At 43.6% G+C, this 19,106-nt stretch carries 14 protein-coding genes; 7 read left to right on the top strand and 7 right to left on the bottom strand.

Features of this window, described 5'->3' with window-relative positions:
- The first annotated feature begins 462 nt into the window (after positions 1–462).
- The 4 genes from GTU69_RS07300 to GTU69_RS07285 all read left to right on the top strand — a co-directional run bounded on the left by GTU69_RS07300 (position 463) and on the right by GTU69_RS07285 (position 3,984).
- On the top strand, positions 463–1,422 hold the full coding sequence (locus tag GTU69_RS07300) for a VacJ family lipoprotein (RefSeq protein ID WP_166169390.1): 960 nt from the start codon (positions 463–465) through the stop codon (positions 1,420–1,422).
- A gap of 112 nt (positions 1,423–1,534) precedes the next feature.
- Positions 1,535–2,503: an RsbU family protein phosphatase GigA gene (gene gigA / locus GTU69_RS07295; protein WP_086197449.1), complete on the top strand. Its 969-nt coding sequence runs from the start codon at positions 1,535–1,537 to the stop codon at positions 2,501–2,503.
- A 113-nt stretch (positions 2,504–2,616) separates the two neighbouring features.
- Positions 2,617–3,135 carry an anti-anti-sigma factor GigB gene (gene gigB / locus GTU69_RS07290; RefSeq protein WP_086197450.1) on the top strand — a complete coding sequence of 173 codons (519 nt, stop codon included), beginning with the start codon at positions 2,617–2,619 and terminating at the stop codon, positions 3,133–3,135.
- Positions 3,136–3,159: 24 nt separating this feature from the next.
- Entirely contained in the window at positions 3,160–3,984 is an 825-nt protein-coding gene (locus GTU69_RS07285) for a carbon-nitrogen hydrolase family protein (protein ID WP_166169388.1), read from the top strand.
- 129 nt (positions 3,985–4,113) lie between these two features.
- Here GTU69_RS07285 and gspE read toward each other — a convergent pair whose 3' ends face one another.
- The gene (gene gspE / locus GTU69_RS07280; RefSeq protein WP_166169386.1) at positions 4,114–5,601 is read right to left on the bottom strand and encodes a type II secretion system ATPase GspE; all 1,488 of its coding nucleotides are present in this window, start codon (positions 5,599–5,601) and stop codon (positions 4,114–4,116) included.
- A gap of 99 nt (positions 5,602–5,700) precedes the next feature.
- Between gspE and GTU69_RS07275 the strand changes: the two genes are divergently transcribed.
- Positions 5,701–6,525: a hypothetical protein gene (locus GTU69_RS07275; protein WP_166169384.1), complete on the top strand. Its 825-nt coding sequence runs from the start codon at positions 5,701–5,703 to the stop codon at positions 6,523–6,525.
- A gap of 9 nt (positions 6,526–6,534) precedes the next feature.
- The gene (locus GTU69_RS07270) at positions 6,535–7,461 is read left to right on the top strand and encodes a mechanosensitive ion channel family protein (protein ID WP_166169382.1); all 927 of its coding nucleotides are present in this window, start codon (positions 6,535–6,537) and stop codon (positions 7,459–7,461) included.
- A 408-nt stretch (positions 7,462–7,869) separates the two neighbouring features.
- On the opposite strand, the gene GTU69_RS07265 is transcribed toward GTU69_RS07270, so the two are convergent.
- The gene (locus GTU69_RS07265; protein ID WP_166169380.1) at positions 7,870–10,575 is read right to left on the bottom strand and encodes a DUF2339 domain-containing protein; all 2,706 of its coding nucleotides are present in this window, start codon (positions 10,573–10,575) and stop codon (positions 7,870–7,872) included.
- Between the two features lie 163 nt (positions 10,576–10,738).
- Between GTU69_RS07265 and polA the strand changes: the two genes are divergently transcribed.
- Positions 10,739–13,504, top strand: a complete 2,766-nt coding sequence (gene polA, locus GTU69_RS07260) for a DNA polymerase I (RefSeq protein WP_166169378.1) — start codon at positions 10,739–10,741, stop codon at positions 13,502–13,504.
- Between the two features lie 214 nt (positions 13,505–13,718).
- Here the strand turns inward: polA and GTU69_RS07255 are convergent, their stop codons facing one another.
- From GTU69_RS07255 to ppx, 5 genes are read right to left on the bottom strand one after another with little or no spacing between them, the layout of a single operon-like run.
- Positions 13,719–14,288: a YggT family protein gene (locus GTU69_RS07255; protein WP_086197458.1), complete on the bottom strand. Its 570-nt coding sequence runs from the start codon at positions 14,286–14,288 to the stop codon at positions 13,719–13,721.
- 27 nt (positions 14,289–14,315) lie between these two features.
- Positions 14,316–15,146, bottom strand: a complete 831-nt coding sequence (proC, locus tag GTU69_RS07250; RefSeq protein WP_166169376.1) for a pyrroline-5-carboxylate reductase — start codon at positions 15,144–15,146, stop codon at positions 14,316–14,318.
- Positions 15,147–15,175: 29 nt separating this feature from the next.
- A complete protein-coding gene (gene tilS, locus GTU69_RS07245) occupies positions 15,176–16,525 on the bottom strand; it encodes a tRNA lysidine(34) synthetase TilS (protein WP_166169374.1) in 1,350 nt (449 codons plus the stop codon).
- The gene (locus GTU69_RS07240) at positions 16,462–17,286 is read right to left on the bottom strand and encodes an acetyl-CoA carboxylase carboxyltransferase subunit alpha (RefSeq protein WP_086197461.1); all 825 of its coding nucleotides are present in this window, start codon (positions 17,284–17,286) and stop codon (positions 16,462–16,464) included. Before GTU69_RS07240 ends, tilS begins: the two co-directional genes overlap by 64 nt.
- A 50-nt stretch (positions 17,287–17,336) precedes the next feature.
- Positions 17,337–18,857, bottom strand: a complete 1,521-nt coding sequence (gene ppx, locus GTU69_RS07235; RefSeq protein ID WP_166169372.1) for an exopolyphosphatase — start codon at positions 18,855–18,857, stop codon at positions 17,337–17,339.
- Positions 18,858–19,106: the final 249 nt, after the last annotated feature.

Raw genomic sequence — 19,106 nt, 5'->3', positions numbered from 1 at the left:
GTAATTTCTACCATCAATCAATGAAAATAATTTCGATCAATCAACCAGTAAAAATCCACACAAGTTGTTCTTCATAATCTCTTAATGATCTTCTTACTGGTTCGTCACCAGCAAGCTAGGTCGGCTATATTACACTAGATATTCTCAGTGTCAATCAGTAATTCAAATTGTTTTAAACTTTCTTTCTAAAACGCAATCTCAACACTTCGTGCTAAGTCGCTGTTTTATCAGAAGTTTTAATCTTCATCACCGCCGATGGATGTGCATTCTACAGCATTTTAATGCGCTTGCAACTCCTTTTTTTAACTCTAAACGCCATCAGGACATTTTTTAGTCATTTTAGTATTTTTTCCTACATATTTTGATCAGATTTGTTTTAATACGCCTGTTCAAAGACCTGTTAATATATTTAATTACGTATTTTGCTTTAAGTACCGGCTTAATAGAACTCTAGGATTTTTTATGCGTCACTTTCATTATATTTGGGCTAGCTTTTTATCTTTAGGGTTAATTTCTCCTGTATTTGCGCAGGATTTAGTTGCTCCTTCTGAAGCACAGAATACTTCAGAGCTAGAATCTGCTACAGCACAAACTCAATCTGCTCAACATACCAACTCCAGACTTGAAGTATTGAAAGAATTAAAAAACATTAAAGCCAAAGATTTGAAAGTTGATGCAAGTGCAACTCAACCTGAAAACCAGAAAGATCCATTACAACCCTTAAATAGACAGATATTTGCTTTTAATGAGGTATTAGATCGTAAGGTTGCCCGCCCTCTCGCAATTCAATATAAGGAAAAAGTTCCTAATGAAGTACGTGGCTCTTATCGCCAGTTTCGTAAAAATTTAGGGGAACCATGGAATGCAGTAAACCAGTTGATTCAAGGCCGTCCACTTCGTGCCGCGGAATCTTTAGGTCGCTTTACCGTTAACACTCTAACCACCCTAGGCTTTGCCGACCCTGCTCGTCGTATCGGCTTATATGTCGAAGAAGAAAATTTTGGCACTACGCTAGGTTATTACGGTATTTCTTCTGGTCCTTATCTAGTCCTGCCTGTGTTTGGCCCTAGCACTTTCCGTGATACTTTAGGTCTGATTGTCGATGGTCAAGCCCGTCCCCAAAAGTATATTTTAGAAGATCGTGATGGAGTGTACTGGAGTGAGCAAATGTTAGGCGGTATTGATGCCCGCTCCCAGCTTTTAGACATTGAAGATGTTTTACAAGGTGACAAATATGCTGCAATCCGTGATATTTATTTACAGCGGAAAAGTTTTTCTATTGCTGAAAAGAGAGGTCTAGAACCTGAAACCATGTTCATTGAAGACGATCAGGACAGCACTGAAGATCAAGATCAACAAAGTAATCCTGATTCATCCAATAATGAAATCCAAGAAGATAACGTAGACACCACAACCAAATAAATCGTATCTATTTAATAGCAATATGATCAGCACAGCATCTTCCTTTGCTGATCATTAGATTGTTATAGTACAACTCTAGATGATATCAATTTAAGGGTCATACAATTTCTTTATGTATTTCATTCAACCGACTCGCAATATTCCTTATTTAGATCAGGTACTCAGTGCACTTCCCGGTGTGCAAATGATTCACATAGATGATATTAATTTATATGATCCGACCATTTTAGCGATTGCTGATGTACAAGACTATCTGACTCACCAATGGTCACTCCCGACCATCGTCCTGGCTTTTGAAAATGAAGGGATGGCATTGGCTCAGGCATGGGAATTGGGTGCTTTAGCCGGCTGGATCTGGAACAAGCTGCCACGTGATCCGGAAGCTTCCTTATTAAAAATTGATGCCCAATACAAGCGTAATCAAGATAGTCGTGACCTGCCTTCAGCAGCAGAATTACAAAAACGTTTACTTCCCAACCCTCTAGAATTAATCAACTATAAGGTTGAAACCCTGTTTCAACCTTCTGCCTATTTGTCTGGTGACTGGTACGATTACTGGAAAATCAGCGATAAAGAAATCATGTTTTATCTGGCCGATGTTTCCGGACATGGGGTTACCAGCAGTCTACTGACATCCTGGATGGCGGCTTTTCATGGCCGATCCAAAACACCCCGTGAATTAATTAAAAAACTGAATGGCATGCTGGTTCAGGAAAATATCGAAAAGCACATTACCATGATTGCAGGCGTTCTTAATTTAGAAACCCATCAATTACGCTGGTCCAGTGCCGGACATTATCCTCCTGCCATTATCTTTGAACCCAATCAGCCGCCTAAAATTTTAAACACCAGCAGTTTCCCTTTGGGGCTGACTGAAGACCTGGAAGTGGAAGAATTTGAATGTGTGCTAAATCGACATGCCCGGTTTATTATTTGTTCAGATGGTGCACTGGAACCGTTTGATGGCGGACTGAATGAACAATTTGAAAAATTAGTCTTTCATTTGCAGAATCAATCCTTTCAGGCCCCTGAACATGTGGCAGACGACATCGCCATCTTAAGTTTACGCCGAATGAATTAATCGTATAATCAATATGTTAACTTTCAACTAAGCGATATACGACTCTAGGCTACTTGAGTCTATAGTGGCCCTATGTGATAATTTTAATATCCTTCTCTGCAAATGGCATTTATATGTCAACAGGTCATGTTGAATATGCAAGCTTGAATGGAACGCATATTTTTAAGCTTATTGGCGAAGTGCGTGCTCAATCTTGTATTAGTCTAGACAAACTTCTTAGTAAAATTGAACAGCAATCAAATGTCGTTGGGGCAATCGTAGATTTAACCCAAACTACATTTATTGACAGCACTGTTTTAGGTGTACTGGCCAAGCTGGGTTTAAAGCTGAAACAGGTCCATCAAATTCAGGCAGTCATGTTATCCACCAATCCGGATATTACTACCTTGGCCAATAGCATGGGCTTGGGACAGGTCTTTGTGATTTTAAATTACTGTGGTGATCCGAAAGTATGTACTCGCGAGCTAATCGAAGAGCACATTACCCATAACGCAATGTTAACCACTGTTCTAGATGCACATAAAACATTGATGAAGTTAAATGAAAGTAACCAAAACATGTTTGAACCTTTGGTGAAACAATTACAAAAAGAACAAGACACCTTAGAACAAGTGTCGCAGCAAAATGTATAAAAATGATGATTTAGAGCTTACACCATGACTTTACTCTCTGTTGCACAAATGAATTCCCAGGATGATATTGAAGCCAATTTCATCGTGATCGAGTCATTGGTACAACAAAGTAAAGCCGATGGTGCAGAGCTGATTGTTTTCCCTGAAAACTTCGTCTGTTTTGCAGGTGGAAAACAACGCGAGACCGCAGCACAGTTTGAAAGCCTTCAGCAACGCCTGGAACAACTGGCACATCAATATCAAATCTGGATTGTAGCAGGAACACTTCCCTGCCCATTCCGCCCAGATGGTTCCATCATTAGTGATGGCCGTGTACGTACCGTCAGTTTATGTATTAGTCCTGAAGGGACTGAAGCACGTTATGACAAGATTCACCTGTTTGATGTACAAGTGGGTGATGTTGTGGGTGGCTATCAGGAATCTCGATTCTTTGAACCGGGTACGGATGTAGTGATTGCCAAAACCCCGTTTGGTAATATTGGCTTAATGGTGTGTTATGACTTGCGTTTTCCAGAACTGGCTTTAAGCTTACGCAGTCAAGGTGCAAACATACTTACCGCACCATCAGCCTTTACCTACACTACCGGCCAAATGCACTGGCAATTACTACTACAAGCCCGTGCGATGGACAGCCAATGTCAGGTTTTAGGTGCAGCTCAACAAGGCTGGCATGGTGAAAAACGCCAAACTTGGGGGCACGCAGGCGCTGCCAACTCACGCGGGCAGTTGTTGGCAATAGTAGAAAATGAAGGCACTCAACTAATTACCGTACCGTTTGATTTAGCCGAACAAACCAAAATCCGTGAGTCAATGCCTTTGATGCAGCACCGTCGTTTGCTGCAATTCTAAACTTAGATTTTTTAATACCCATAAAAAAGGTTGATCAACAAATATGATCAACCTTTTTAATTTTAAGCACCGTGCCGCAAAGCTTTACAGATAGTTTTTACCATTACAGATGATCAGTCATGATCCCACTTATTCGGCAGCTTCATTGGTCACACGCAGTACTTCCTCCAAAGTGGTTTTTCCTGCCAGTACTTTACGCAAACCATCATCGCGGATTGAACCGGACTGTTTACGCGCATAACTTTCCAGCTCATATTCCGCAGCATTGCCATGAATCAAACGGCGCATGGGTTCATCCACAGGAACAATTTCATAAATCGCTGTACGTCCCATAAAACCGCTATGTGAACAGTGATCACAACCTTTCGGTTGCGGTAACTTCAGTTCAGCTCTGACATCCAGATGCCTGAAAATTTCGGTTTCAAACGCATCTGCATCATGCCATGTGGCACAGCGTGGACATAAGGTTCGAACCAAACGCTGGGCAATCACTCCAATTAGGGAGCTGGCCAGCAAGAATGGTTCGATGCCCATATCTTTTAAACGGGTGACTGCACCAATTGCGGTATTGGTATGTAGTGTAGATAAAACCAAGTGACCGGTTAAGGATGCCTGAACGGCAATTTCGGCGGTTTCCAGATCACGGATTTCCCCGACCATCACCACATCCGGGTCCTGACGCAGCATGGCTTTTAAAGCACGGGCAAAGGTCATGTCTACTTTACTGTTGACCTGGGTTTGCCCGATACCTTCCAGTTGATATTCAATTGGATCTTCAGCCGTCAGAATATTTTTTGAGCCATCATTCAGGTCAGACAAAGCTGCATATAAAGTCGTGGTTTTACCCGAACCGGTTGGTCCGGTCACCAGAATAATGCCGTGTGGACGATGTACCAGATGGGTTAGGCGTTCATAATCCGGTTGCATTAAACCCAGATGGGTCATATTCAGACGTCCGGCCTGCTTGTCCAGTAAACGCATGACCACACGTTCACCATGTGATGAAGGCAGCGTCGAAACCCGCACATCCACTTCTCGTCCAGCAAGACGTAACGAAATACGGCCATCTTGCGGAATCCGCTTTTCGGCAATATCCAGTTTGGCCATGACTTTAATCCGTGACACCAATAATGGTGCCAGTTCACGACGCGGTTGTACAATTTCGCGCAGTTGACCATCAACACGTAAACGTACCGACAGTTTTTTCTCAAAGGATTCAATATGAATATCGGAAGCCCCCACGCGGATGGCTTCAGACAGCAAGGCATTAATCAGCCGGACAATCGGTGCATCATCTTCCTGATCCATCAAGTCTTCAGCTTCAGGCACCGAATCTGCCAAACTGAGTAAATCGGGATGATCTTCCAGACCAGCGGCTACCTGTTGCGACTCACCGGTATCGCCGGCAAAGCTTGAACTGAGTAACTGATGAAATTCCTGCTCAGAACACAACTGGTGCTGTGCAGCATGGCCTAAATAGCGACGTGCTTCCTGTATCGCCAGCAAGGGCGTATTTTCACGACGCACAATAAATGCCTGATCACCCTCGTATCTAAGCAACACGCCATGACGCTTGGCAAAACTATATGGTATTTGTAATTGTTTAAGTACTTGCATCAAAGTTTATAATGATGAATAAATTGATTTGAGTGTACTCTAAGCATAGGACAGCGTGAAGTCTGTTTTTAATGATTAAGCTATAAAGGAAATATACCGTTGTCTAAAAACGATGAATTAATAGATGCAGAGCAGCCCAATTTAATCAAATGGTGGGGCGAACAAAGCTTTGAATTGAACCAGCCTAAGGCCTGGCAGTTTGGTTCACTGTTATTTCGTCTGACTCGTGGTCTGCAAGAATGGCGCATGGAATATCATCGCCCTCAAGTTCAGTACGACTATGAACAGAAGTGGCATGCGATTGAAGATCCTAATTTTGCTTTTCCGCAACCGCTGAAAGTTGAACGTTATATGTTCAAGTCCACTCACAATAAATTACAGCTGATGCCGCGTCTGGCCGATCGTTCCGTGGTGATTAAACCGGTCGATCCGATTTATATTCCGGCAGGACAGCGCGGTACGCTGTATATCAGCACCCCTTTATGGATTGCAGGCTTTGTCGAAAGCCAAAAAGACCCGCTGTTTGATATTCCGGTGATTCTGCCCAAAGATACCTGGTTCGGGCCCAATCATCGTATCGGTGAAATTTGTTATGCCACCGCGGTTGATGGCCGTACTGAACTGCATCAGCTCAAGCCACGCGCTTTTCGCGCGGTGACCCCGATAGAATTTCATAATACCAGCCATCAGCAGTTACGCTTTGACCGAATGAATGTACCTGTTTCTGCACTTCCCCTATTCTATAGTGAAAGTACCGGACGCTTATGGACGTCACAAATTAAAGTCTTGCATGAAGGTTCGGATAAACCACCACGCATTCGAATTGAAAACCGCACCCCTCCTCATGCGGGTGAAGTGATGTATGTCCATCCTCCACGGGAACCGGCAAGCGCTTTGTTCAACATGTTTGATTCATTTTTCTAAGGCGGCACTATGGCAGATTCGAATATACCAAAAGAAATTACCAGCAGCCTCAAAGGTATTTTTACCAATATCAATACCGAACGACTGACTGAAATTATTGTTGCCATCGTGCTATGTTTTATCGGTTTTTTAATTGCACGTTTTGTCTCCAACACCTTTATTCGCACGGTTGGCTCACGGTTTAATGCTCATCAAAGTCTGGTTTGGCGCCGCGGGATTTTTTATTTCATCTTCCTGATCTTTGTGATGGCCAGCCTTAAAGAAGCAGGTTTTAAACTGAGTGTATTTTTGGGTGCGGCCGGTATTTTAACGGTTGCGCTGGGTTTTGCTTCGCAAACCTCTGCTTCCAACCTCATCAGCGGTTTATTCCTGATTGGGGAAGGTTCTTTTGAAATTGGCGATACTGTACAAATGACCCTAATTCGTGGTCATACCATTGAAGGTGAAGTAATTTCGATTGACCTGCTTTCGGTGAAACTGCTGACTCAGGACAATGTTTATGTACGCGTGCCGAATGAACAGCTGATTCGAGCCCCCGTCCATAACCTGTCCAAATTCCCGATTCGGCGGATTCCCATCACTTTAGCGATTAACTTTCATGAGGACATCATTAAAGTCCGGGAAGTATTATTGGATGTAGCCAATAAATATCCACTAGTTTTGGCTGATCCAAAGCCTGCGGTGACCGTAACTGCCTTCCGAGAATCCTCTATTGAGCTGTTATTTGCCGTTTGGTGTAACCGTGAAAACTTTTTAAAAGTGCGTGATGAAATGCAGGAACGTATCCGCAACGGTTTTGTCGCCAATCAGATTGAAATTCCAGTACCGAAAATGGGCTTCGTCGATCGACCGGCAACTGTTCAACCTTTAAATGATGAAGATATTGATCAGTATGCCAATACCAAAGAAGTGAAACGTGAGGCGGGGTTAAAATAATTCTTTTAATCATTTAATCCTCCCCATCCCTCCTTTTTTAAAGGAGGGATGGGGAGGATTAAATTGTAGACTTCATTCATAAATCATTTTTCAATGACTACAAGTTGTTCATCATACCAAAATAAAAAAATAGATTTTCGCAGGTATTTAATTTATGAGTGTGGCATGGATGCCACACGTTACCCATCACAACAAGGACGTTGTGTATGGGTAACAAAGGCTTTTGCTTACTTTTGGCCTTTCAAAAGTAAGACTTCGCCTACACAAATGCATTTCAACTTTATTTAAAAATTGTGGCAGTGAAAACTTCTAACTTAAATAAGATAATTTTAAACATTCGTATAAGCAAAGAATCACGGGATATAACTGCTATTTGATTTGAGAAAAGATCCTTTACCTAAAAGAAATTTAGTGGGATTTTTTAACCAAAGAACCCTCTGGAATCGGTGCAATATAAGCAATCAGCAACATCACAAAACCTGAACCCAGGAATGAAATCACACGGGTTAAGGTCCCGATGTGGGACAAATCAAACAGCACCAGTTTCAAGGTCACAATCACCAAAATACTGCCGCCTAAAATCCAGACTGAACGCAACTGTTTGTGACTGGCCAGACTCATGGTCATAAAGGCTAAACTCACCCACAGCAAAGTCAGACTCAGTTGAACCGTACCATCTTCCCACAAAGCCAGTTCATTAAACGGCGTGCCCAAATACATGTGTAATGCACGTAGTACAATATAACTACTGAGCCAAAGCAGACTGAGTACCATCAGCACGGCAACGATGCCTTTATCCAGCCCCGATTTAACCTGCAAAGACAGCATCCAGATAAAGCACGCCAGCATGGCAATACTCACCAGATCAAATGGATTAATAATCGGTAGAAAATAGTGTTGGAAAGCCTGTTGGGTAAAGAGTTGCGAACAGACAATCCAGGTTGCCATCAGCAGCAAAGTACTTCGCGCTTTCCAGAACATTTTCCAGTCAGGATTATCCACTTGCCAATAACACCAGGCACAGAACAGCAAAGGCAGAATCACCACACTGATATAAGGCATGCCCGGAATCAGGGTTAAGCTGGTCATGGCCAGACTGGTCAGGGTACCAAAACTGACCCACTCTTTTTCAGTCCGCACACCCAGCAATGGACGAAGCCACAATGCAGTCAGCATCAATCCGGAAAGTGCAAAACTCAGGCGATCAAACATCGTGGGCCAGACAATAATGCCCTGCTGACTTTGATCAATCACAATAATCAGGGCAAAAACAAACACCGGAATCAGCCCCAGCCATTTCGGAAATAGCCAGGTCCAGGTGGCTTTGCAACGCAACATCAACTCATTCATCAGCAGATAGAAGCCACTGACAATCAACAGGCTCATCATCTGCTGTTGAGGACCATCAATTTCATCCAGCAACAATACAATCAACATCGTGGTTGCAGACAGCATCTGCAAACAGTGAAAGGCAATGGTAGAACTGCTTAATTGATTTCTAAAAGATTCTCGACTATTCGCCACCACAACCACGGCAAAATAGCTCAGGCATAAACCCCAATACATTTCACGTGGAAATTCATTTAGCTCTACCAGATAATACAAACTGGATAAACCGGCAACAATCATCAGCCCCATGGCCAGATAGCGACTGATCTCTGACTGACGATACAGGGCATAAATAAAAATGATCAGTCCTTCCACCGCCCAGCCAATCACACTCCATTGTTTATGCAACAGAATTGGAGGAATCAGGGCCAGAAAAATCAGCATTAAACTGAAATAGCTTTGTGAAATCAGCTGCACCGCCTGATGGCGTTTCGACAGTTGATACAAGCCTGCATACACGGCAGCAAAGGCCAGACTCGCTCCGGCCTGCCAGCGCGTTTCTTCAAAATGCATTAAATAAATAAAAATATAACCGACCAGAGGCGCACCAAAGATCAGGGCAATATCCAAAGCAGGTTTCAGTTTGAACTGAGCCAGATCTTCTTTGGCCAGTAGCTGACTAAAACGAAAACTCAGCCAGACAAAAATTACCGTATGTACCGCAACCAATAAGGTTAAAGCATTTCGTTCAGATTCCTCTCCACGATAAAAAGCATAACCACCGCCAACTATGACTGTCATTAAAAATGCGATTTGATTCAGCATTTTCCAGGGGCGTAAGGTACTTAAAATCGCAACCGCAAGATTGATCACGATGTAATAGGCAATCAGTTCAATCGCCGTCGCGTTGCGAACCGGCAAGGTGAACGGTGCAATATAGGCAATGATCATCGCCATCAGCGCCAGTTCAATCGATTGCTGTTTTAGGCTGAGAATCAGGGTCACACCCATGATCAGGGCAAAACATAATCCAGCGATGGCGAGTGTCGGAATCACCGCATTGTAATAGGCAAAGAATAGCGTCAAAAATAATGCGGCTAAACCCAAGCCTTCTAGAGCAAGAGCAAAACTGCGGTTTTTACTCTGCATCCAGTAGCCAAGTCCGGTCACTGCGCCACTGACCGCTGCAACAATCGCCAACTTCATAGCCAGACTGAGTTGCCAGTGCTCGGTGGCAAAACGTAGTAACAGGATGATGCCAATGACCAGTACCAAGATAGCCACTTTTAAAACCGGATTACCTTGAAAAATCCACTGCTTTAACTGTTCCATCAATTCCGATGACGATGATGCAGTTTGATATTCAGGACGTTGAGGCGGAGGATTTTCAACAGCTGAATAAGCTGGCGTTTGATTATGCTGCAAGCGCGTTTGAATCTGGTTCAATAAACCTTCTAAACGGCGCAACCATCTGAGAAAGAAGAAAATCCATGCTGTGATACCCAGCCCGACGGCAAACTCCCAATCAAGAATGCCGCCGACAATGGCTATAATTGAACAGAGATATAAAGGAACTTTAGAGTTTTCCTGGACTGAAATATTTGTTTCTACAGCAATTTCATCTGCCCGGGACTGGATCGTATCGATATATTGCATCAGGCTCATGACAAAAGCCAAACCACATAAATAGGTGAAGATGCGTACATCCAAAAACCAGGACCCCATGCCGACAATAATCAGTACCATCAGCCAAATCATCCGGATTTCGCCCTGTCCTTTCCTCATTTTTTCTTTATCTCAATCCTGATTAACTTGATCATACAACAGCTGTGACTTTGATTTTTAAGCATTCATCAGATATTCGGTAACACGCATCTTGAATGATGTGTCTATGTTCATGGGCAAAATCACGTACAATAAGGCCGATATTTGAATTAGGAATCCTTCAATGCCACCATTTGTTTTGGTCGATGGCTCATATTTTTTATTTCGTGCATATCATGCACTGCCACCACTAACCACTTCGACTGGTTTACAGACCAACGCAATTCGTGGTGCCATTTCTGCGATTCAAAAGTTGATGCGTCGTATTCAGCCGACACATATGGCTGTGATTTTTGATACCCCTGAACCGACGTTCCGTCATCAGCTTTCACCGATTTATAAAGGTGACCGCCCAAGCATGCCTGATGAACTGTCGCAGCAGATTCCCTATCTTCATAACCTGATCCGTGCTTTGGGTATTCCTTTACACACCCTTCCCGGCGCTGAAGCGGATGACGTGATCGGCACCTTGGCCAAACGTGCAGAAGCCAAAGGTTATCAAGTGCTGATCTCGACCGGCGACAAAGACATGGCCCAGCTGGTCACCGACAAAGTGACTTTGGAAGACAGCTTTAAAGACAAGCCGATGGATGTAAATGCTGTCTTTGAAAAGTTCGGAGTATGGCCGAATCAGATTATCGACTATTTAACCTTGATGGGTGATGCGTCGGATGGCATCCGTGGCGTACCCGGTGTCGGTGCAAAAACCGCTGCCAAACTTTTGACCGAATACGGCTCCATTGGCGGCATTCTGGAAAATGTCGATAAAATTAAAGGCAAAGTCGGTCAAAGTATTAAAGACAATGTTGAAGGCATTACTCTGGATCATCAGTTGGCCAGTATAGTTTGCGACCTGGATATGGGTCTTTGTTATGAAGACCTGAAACTCGGTGATCCGAATGTGGAAGAATTACGTCGCCTATATACCGAACTTGAGTTCCGTAACCAGTTACAGTCCCTCGACCATCCAAACAATCCGAATAATTCAGTCTATAAACAGGCAGCCAAGAGTATTGAAACCACAATCGATACCACAGCTGTCATTAATACTGAAGATGAGGCAGAACTGACCAGTATAGATGATCAACTAGGCAAAGCCACTTATCACACCATTTTAACTCAAGCAGACTGGGACCAGCTTTTCCAGCGTTTAAGCAGCAGCAAACGTTTTGCCTTTGATACCGAAACCACCAGTCTGGATTATCGTATTGCCGAGATGGTTGGCTTTTCACTGGCTTTTGATGCCAACGATGCCTATTACATTCCGCTGACCCACGACTATGAAGGGGCACCGGAACAGCTGAATCGTGAAACCATCCTGGCGCAAATCAAACCGATTTTAGAAAATCCTGCGGTTGAAAAAATTGGCCATCATTTAAAATATGATGCCCACATCCTGCAAAATCACGGCATTGAACTGCAAGGCTGGTATTTCGATACCATGCTGGCATCCTATGTTTTAAATTCTGTGGCGACCCGTCATGGCATGGATGATGTTGCTCGTGTGTATTTGAGTCATTTGACCACCACATTTGAACAGATTGCAGGCAAAGGCGTTAAACAGAAGACCTTTAACCAGATCGAGATTGAAACAGCAGCGCATTATGCGGCGGAAGATGCACATGTCACCTATCGTCTATACGAAGTCTTGTCGAAAAAGTTGCAGGCCATTCCTGAGCTGAACAATATTTTGCACAATATTGAAATGCCGGTAGCGCGTGTGCTGACCATTATGGAAGAAAACGGCATTGAACTGGATCTGAAATTTTTAGATCAGTTGAGTGTCGATTTTTCCAATACCATTCAGAATCTGGAAAACCGGATTATCGAATTGGCCGGTCAGCCGTTTAATGTCAGCTCGCCGAAACAGGTCGGTGAAATCCTGTTTGATAAACTCGGACTCAAAGGTGGCAAAAAAACCTCGACCGGTCAATACAGCACCAGTGAAAGTATTCTGGAAAAAATCGACCATCCGATTACCGATTTAATTTTGCAATACCGTGGTCTTTCCAAACTGAAAAGCACCTATACCGATGGCTTGCAAAAACAGGCCAACAATGACAGCAGGCGTGTGCATACCAGCTACCATCAGGCTTTAACGGCAACAGGTCGTTTGTCATCGACTGATCCCAACCTGCAAAACATTCCGGTACGTGAAGAAATTGGCCGTCAGATTCGTAAAGCCTTTATTGCACCTGAAGGTCGGGTTTTGCTGGCTGCCGATTATTCACAGATTGAACTGCGTTTAATGGCGCATCTTTCCCAGGATGAAGCTTTGGTTGATGCTTTTAAGCATGGTCAGGATGTACACCGCCGTACTGCAGCTGAAGTTCTGGGTATTGCACTGGAAGATGTCACCAATGACCAGCGTCGTCAGGCCAAAGCCGTTAACTTCGGTCTGTTATATGGCATGTCCGAATTTGGTCTGATTCGTCAATTGGGCTTTACCCGTGAAGAATCGCAAAACTATATCAAGCAATATTTCCATCGTTATCCGGGCATCTATGAGTACATGCAACGTACGCGTCAGGTGGCTTTGGAACAAGGTTTTGTGGAAACCATTCTAGGCCGCCGTTTATATACACCGGATATTGATGCCCGTAACATGATGGTACGTAAGGGTGCCGAACGTGCGGCCATCAATGCCCCGCTACAAGGCAGCGCTGCTGACATCATTAAAATAGCCATGATTGAAGTGGATAAAATGTTGCCTAAAGATCAAGCTAAAATGCTGTTACAGGTACACGATGAATTGGTGTTTGAAGTCGATGCCGACATTGCCGATACACTGGCACCTAAACTGGCAGAAGTGATGCAATCGGTGATCCAGCTTTCTGTACCGCTGATTGTCGAAGTGGGTAAAGGCAATAACTGGGATGAGGCACACTAATAAAGTTCCCTCTCCTTTTAGGAGAGGGTTAGGGAGAGGTTAAGTTAGAAAAAAACCCTCTCCTCTCTTGCGCTTTACTTGAAAGCAGTGCTTTCAAGTTTGCTCAGGGAGAGGAACTCTCGACGGTACAATCCCCATAGAAAACATTTCAACAGCCCATAAAAAAGGACTCTAACGAGTCCTTTTTTATTATTCAGATTTCACTGTCTGAATTTTAAAGTCCAGTCAGAAGTACAATCGCCACTTCATTCATAATAATTTCGGCAATATACAATGCCAAAAAGGCAACAATTGGCGACAGGTCAATCATACCCATATTCGGCAAAATACGGCGGAACGGAGCCAACAATGGTTCTGCCAGCTCTTGAATGACTTCAATATATGGTGAGCGAGATTGAGTAAACATTACCACCCAGCTTAAAATAATCGTTGCAAAAATCAGGTAACGACAGAAGCGGATCAGATCCTGAATCATGGTGACAAAGGTCAAAATCACCAGATGTACCGGACTGTTCGGCATAGCACCTGAAAGGTACATTACCCCAAAAATCTTGAGTAAATATAAAAGTACCACCAAAGCCAAGGCTGCAGAATTGACACGACCTTTTGCTAAGGTGGGAAAAATACGCCCAAACAGATCGACGATTTTTGTCGCTTTCACAGTAGACATGACGACAGGATTATAAGCATTCACCGCTGCAAGCTGCATCAGAAAACGAAAGAATACGAGCAAAATCGCTACGTTAATAATAATGCCAAAAATCAGCGCAGAATTTGCACCCATACTGGAACTTTCCTAAATAAAAACGAGTTATTTGCTACTTTCACTTAGCTCTTGAGCAAGTTCTTGACTGCGCTTTTGCGCGGCAGCCAAAGCGGCCTGAATATTTTGAGAGATTTGCGCACGATCGAATACTTCCAGTGCAGCTTGAGTTGTACCATTTGGAGAGGTCACATTTTTGCGCAATTCTGCAGGTGTATTTGAACTGGTAATCGCCATTTGTGCGGCACCCAATGCTGTTTGCAACGTCAATGCAGTCGCCACTTTTTCATCCAGACCCAGGTTTTTGCCTGCACGAATCATGCTTTCCATCATATAGAAGAAATAAGCCGGACCAGAGCCCGATACTGCCGTTACAGCATCAATTTGTGCTTCTGAATTGACCCAAATGGTTAAACCGGTTGCAGCCAAAACCTGACTGGCCAATTCACGATCCTGTGCATTCACCGCTTCCGTTGCATATAGGCCATGTGCTCCTGTTTGCACCAAAGCAGGTGTATTGGGCATAACACGAACAATTCGATTGGTTTCTAGCAGGTTGGCAATAGTTGCGATTTCAGCCCCAGCCACAATCGACATCACCAGTTTGCCTTCAAACAAACCTTTAAGCGGTTTTAATACGCTGGCCAGTACTTGCGGCTTCACTGCAAAAAGTACGATATCGGCATCACGAATGGCAGCAATATTGTCATCCGTCACATGTACATCTTTTTCTGTTAATAAAAGACGGACTTTTTCGACCGGATCAGAAACTGTAATACGTGTTGGCGGCAAGCCACGCGAAATCAGCCCGCCAATCAAGGCCTGGGCCATATTACCGCCACCAATAAAACTAATATTACAATTTAAAGCTGCACTCATGGATTCATACTCGACTTAGAATTTTTTAACTAAGAGATCAAATTTGGTTGCCACCCACCGATTTCACAATATTCAGATTGGGCTAACCAAAACCCTTTTGGTGTAAAAACACCAAGCATAACATTATCTATGCTTAATATTTGAATTCTATAACGCTGCCAGGGAAAAATTTGTGCTTCCTGAATGGCTTTTTTTAACGGCCAAGCCCCCACTCGTCCATACAAATGAATTTTTTCGCCCCCCTGGCGTATCACTAAATCCAGTTTTTGACCCAGCAATGCTGCTGAAAGACCTATGTTTGCGGTTTCAGCCAGATAATCACCTGACAGTATTTCAAGCTTTTGTCCTAACTCGACAAAGATTGCCTGTTTATTAGCAATCGATTGATTTTTTTCAGCCAAATATTCTGTGGCACTTAAGCGGAAAAGTTTTTGCTGATAACGCACATAATAATATTGATTCCAGTGCAATGCCGCCTGTGCATCAGATTTGGATCCAATCACTTCAAGCAACAAGCGTTGCACCATTTCAAAACTCGGGCGATAAGTATCTTGCCCTTTCATCCAGGCAGAGAGCAATTGCCTTTGCCGTGCACTTGATAATTGGGATAGCTTTTCTAAATCCAGTTCAGTGGCCGATCCGCAAGCGCTTAAATCCTGCTGTAATACGTCCAGCAAAATATCTTCCGCATCCTGCATGAGATAACTAGTACGGCTTAAAGCTTGCTGCATTTGAGGATAGCGATTTTGCAGCACTGGCCACAATTCATGACGGCACCAGGCCCGATCATAATGGGTATCTAAATTGGTGGGATCTTCAATATTTTGCACATTCAGCTGGGTTGCCCATTGGCCAATCTGCTCACGGGAAATATCAAGCAGCGGTCGCCAAATGGTAAATTTCTCACGAATATCGACCTGCTTCATGGCGGATAAACCATGTACGCCGGCACCCGAAAGCAAGCGTAGCATCAAGGTTTCGGCTTGATCCTGCTGATGATGTGCCAAGACTAAGATTTCATTGGCTTTTAAATGCTTTGCATAGGCCTGATAACGCGCGTTACGTGCCTGCTGTTCCAGGTTGCCATCTTGCACTTCAACGGCTTCAACAATACACGGTACATTCAGCGCTGCACATTGATCAGATACAAATTGCCCCCAGTCTGCACTAATTTTTTGCAACTGGTGATCGACATAGATCGCACGGATTTTTTCAGGAAATAAATCAGACATTAAACGCAATAGCAGCATGGAATCCATGCCGCCACTACATCCAATCAAGAAAGTACTTTCAGGAGGAAAGCACTGGATTTGTTTTAAGATGCCAGACCGGAATTGTCGCTGCCAAACTTCATTAAGCGCTGGTAACGTGCTTCGCATCTCTCATTCGCATCCATCGATTGCAATTCTTCTAAAGCCTGTTGTAACACATCTTTAAGATCTTGCATCACTTTTTCAGGCTGCAAATGCGCGCCTTCACCTTCATCAACCACATATTCAACAATACCAAGTTGTTTTAATTTCTCTGCAGTTAATGCCAAGGCTTCGCTGGCTTGTTCCGCTTTCTCTGCTGTTTTCCATAAAATGGATGCACAACCTTCAGGAGAAATCACCGAATAGATACTGTGAGACAACATCACGACGCGATCCGCCACACCAATACCGAGTGCACCACCTGAACCGCCTTCACCTAAAACGGTCGCAACCACCGGAACTTTCAGGCTTGAAAGCTGTGCAAGGCTAGTGGCAATCGCTTCTGCCTGACCACGTTCTTCCGCACCGACCCCAGGATATGCACCCATGGTATCGATAAAAGTGAATACTGGCAGTTTAAAACGTTCAGCCATGTCGAGTAAACGCTGTGCTTTACGGTAACCTTCGGGATTACTCATACCGAAGTTGTGTTGCAATTTTTCACGAGTGCTGCGACCACGATGTTGCCCAACAATCATCACTGGCTGACCATTAAAACGTGCCAAGCCACCGATCATCGCACCATCGTCACCAAATACCCGATCTCCATGTAAAGCATCGAATTCAGTGAAGATTTCACCAACATAATCCAGAAATTGCGGACGTTCTGGATGACGCGCAATTTGAACCGTTGTCCATGCTTTAGATTGAGCAGCTTTATTTTTCATAGGTCGACCATTATCCCTAAATTAACAATACCTTGTTAACCAATCACTTGTTAATAGATAAATTGTTCCGACTGAATATTCAATTCAATATCCCAATGCTTAAACTGCATCTGTTCATCATGCAAGTCTGCTACAAGCAAAGGCCATTGTTTGGCATCGCCAGAAACGCTGAGCTGCCATTGTTGCTCATTGATGATACTTAATTCAATGGCAGGAAGCATCTCATCACTACGACTATGATTCAGTAAAACTGCTAAACGCAGCAATAGACATAAGTACACAAGTTTGCTACCACCGACTTTAGCAACATCAACCCGTGCATCGCCACGAAGTTTACGACGGTGATGAGCGACCAAATGTGACAAATGGTTTTGGTCAATTTGTGAGAAACCGGGAATATCCGAATGCTGCAATAAATAAGCCCCATGTCGATGGTAACCACTGTGGCTAATCGCCAGGCCAATCTCATGCAAATATGCAGCACGACGCAGTAAGTCACTGTCATCATTAGTTAAATTTAATGATTGTGCAATGCCATTAAACAATTGCTGTGCCGTATTGACTACACGCTCAGCCTGTTTGCTATCTGCGTTATAACGTCCCATTAAAGCATGCACAGAACGGTCGCGAACGTCTTCATGCTGGAAACGACCAAGCAGGTCATACATGACACCTTCACGTAACGCACCATCTGAATAAACCAGTTTATCCAGACCCAGCACATCAAATACCGCATATAAAATGGCAATCCCTGCTGGCAAAACTGCTCGGCGGTCTTCTTTCAGGCCGTCAAATTCCATTTCGGCCACGTGCTTGTATTTAAGCAACTTGTCTTTGAGTTTTTCCAGACCTTCACGGGTGAGCTCTTCTTTTTCATTGCTCCAGCCCATATTCACGGTAATCTGACGACAAGCTTTAATTGTTCCGCTTGAACCCACCACAGTATCCCAACCGGCGGCTTTATAGGTATTGGCAATGCCTGAAATTTCCTTACGGGCAGCGGTCACCGCTTTATCGAAACTTTTCTGATTGATCTCACCCTCCATAAAATAGGCTTTGGTGAAGGCCACACATCCCATTTGTACAGATTCAGTATGGATCGGCTCGAATGCCTCGCCGATAATCAGTTCAGTTGATCCACCACCAATGTCAATCACCAGGCGGCGGCCACTATTGGCCATGGTATGCGATACACCTAAATAAATTAGACGAGCTTCTTCACGACCGGCAATAATTTCGATCGGTTTAGGTAAAATCTCTGCGGCTTTTTGAATAAATTCATGACCATTTTTTGCCTGACGTAAAGCATTGGTGGCGACAATACGCAACCGGTTGGCCTGTACAGAACTTAAACGCCCGACAAAGCGTGCAAGACAGGCTAGACCCCGTTGCTGTGCCGCCTCAGTCAAATTTTTGTTTTCATCTAAACCTGCGGCCAATTGTACTTTTTCTGACATTGAAGCCACTTTTTTTACTTCGCCATGATCTACACGTGCAATCGCCAGGTGAAAGCTGTTCGACCCCATATCGATGGCAGCAAGTAACTCTTCATCAATCAAAAAATCAGACATTATTCAAACAAACCTATAAGAATTGTGCTTAGAGTAATTCACATGCATGCAATTTAAAAGCCATTTATCAATTCAACTAAAGCAGTTTTTAATTTTTTTAATCGCTTAAACAATTGTAGGACACGATAATCAATATCGTGAGCATCAATTAGACAAACTCAATATAATGATTGAAAATTTACATATCCCTCTACATAGTTAAACGAGGCTATGTAATACTTATAGTTATAGAACTAACTTAAAATTTTA

This window comes from Acinetobacter sp. SA01 (genome assembly GCF_011319235.1).
Taxonomy (GTDB): Bacteria; Pseudomonadota; Gammaproteobacteria; order Pseudomonadales; family Moraxellaceae; genus Acinetobacter.
This window is presented reverse-complemented; position numbering and strand designations above follow the sequence as displayed.